This is a genomic window from Longimicrobium sp., assembly GCF_036554565.1.
Taxonomy (GTDB): Bacteria; Gemmatimonadota; Gemmatimonadetes; order Longimicrobiales; family Longimicrobiaceae; genus Longimicrobium.
In genome coordinates this window covers 1-1,866 of record NZ_DATBNB010000899.1, presented here as the reverse complement: position 1 = coordinate 1,866, position 1,866 = coordinate 1, and the positions used below count along the sequence as shown (strand labels likewise).

General features: G+C 63.9%; 2 protein-coding genes. Both read left to right on the top strand.

Annotated elements, in window-relative coordinates:
* Positions 1 to 1,131 precede the first annotated feature (1,131 nt).
* On the top strand, positions 1,132 to 1,518 hold the full coding sequence (locus tag VIB55_RS25125) for a PadR family transcriptional regulator (RefSeq protein WP_331879442.1): 387 nt from the start codon (positions 1,132 to 1,134) through the stop codon (positions 1,516 to 1,518).
* A gap of 3 nt (positions 1,519 to 1,521) precedes the next feature.
* A partial coding sequence (locus tag VIB55_RS25120) for a permease prefix domain 1-containing protein (protein WP_331879441.1) occupies positions 1,522 to 1,866 on the top strand: 345 nt, incomplete at its 3' end.

The window sequence follows — 1,866 nt, the reverse complement described above, 5'->3', positions numbered from 1 at the left end:
CACCTTCAAAGACCACGAACGTGGAAGCCTGCCCCTTTGACCCAGGAGATCTTCCTTTGGTACTGACAAATTTATTAACAAGCTTATTATCAGGATCAGGGCACAACAAAGGGAGATCATGTTGGTGTAGCTATTAATCGTCAGCATGCTCGTTCCTAGCCACTTTGCCGACCAAAGGTGTCATCGGCCACGACCACGGCTACGACGAACAGGTCTCCCATCTTGGTCTACATCTCGACGAGAAGTACGTGGAGGACTGCCTGGAGAGATCGACGAGCACGAGCCGGAGGAGGAGTCGAAGTCGTAACACTAGACCAGCGTCACCTCCACCCCGAACCCCCCGCCAGAGAGCCTAGCGGTGAAGGTGAGCCGTGTGTTCTGTGCACCAAGGATCTTATTTGGTTTACTCAGTTGCCTACGAGGCGATCTACTCCAACATGCCCGAGTTCGGGTTGGCAAGGGCCACGGAGCGGGTGCCCCCCGTCGGCGGGCGGGAGACCGTATGTCGCCATCTCATAAAGGGAGGAACTAGGGTAGCGCCCGCGTCACCAAGCACTTCCACGCGACCCGAGCACCCCATAGTCCAGTGCCTCGAGTCCGGAGAAGACTGGCGCTGGTGTTATGTGGGCTAGGTGCTGGTCTAGCCTGGAGCAGTCCACCCTACCCGCGAGGAGGCGAGGGGCGAGTAGCGTCCACCCCGAACGTGCGGCATCCGGCGGGCGCGGCAATTGACGCGGGGTTTGGAGATATCCCGTCAGGTCCGGCGGGCGCCGCTCCGGATGCGGCGCCTCGAGATTTTCCGTCAGGTCCGTGTAGATCATCGCGCTCGCAGCGGGCAATTCGCATTCCACGTGCGGGTGCGCGGGTGTGTGGAACGTTCCAGAGTTTACGACGGCCGCTCCGCTCTTGAACGCGTCCACCATGTCGTCCCACTCGATCGCCGGGAAGTGCGGGCGGAACCGGTCCGCGCCGGCCTCGCCGACCGCAGCCATTCACGGCCAGTGGAACGGGGAATGTCCCGCGGCGATACTCCTTGAACCCGCGGTTCTTGATATACGTAACACCGCCATGTATAATGCTGCTATGTACACTCGGATTCGAGTTCATTAGCGCCGCGCGAGGCGTGAAATCATGGAGATCAACAAGGACCTGATAGCCGCTTCCTCGACCCCGATGGTCCTGGGGATCCTGGCCGAAGAGGACAGCTACGGCTACGCCATCCTCAAGCGAGTTCGGGAGCTGTCCGGAGGGCGCATGGAGTGGACGGACGGGATGCTCTACCCCGTTCTGCATCGGCTCGAGCGGCTCGGCCACGTCGAGGCGCGGTGGGAAGTTGCGGAGAGCGGCCGCCGTCGCAAGTACTACCGGATCACGTCCCGGGGCCGGGCTCAGCTCGCGGAGGAACGCAGGCAGTGGCAAGCGGTGGACGCTACGCTACGGGGCATCTGGCAGGCGCTCTCCCTTTCCGTCCCGGCCAGCCACCCGGCGGCAGCCGCTCCACTGCCACAGGGAGCCTGAGCGATGCCGGTTCCAGGTGACGCGGTATCGCTCGAGGAGCAGATCGACCGATGGCGGAGCTACCTCCGCCGCCGGCAGGCGATCCACTCCGTGGATGTAGCGGAGCTGGAAGACCATCTGCGCGAGCAGATAGCGGTCCTGGTCGACGCGGGGCTCGCCCCGGATGAAGCGTTCCTGATGGCGGTGAAGCGCATGGGCAACCTCGACGCCCTCTCACGGGAGTTCGCGCGCGAGCACTCGGAGCGCCTGTGGAAGCAGCTCGTGGTGTCGCCGTCGAACGGCGCCGCGCCGCAGGCGGCGGTGCGGAGGGACGCCGTCGTCGCCTTCGCCGTCGCGGCGGCCGCGGCC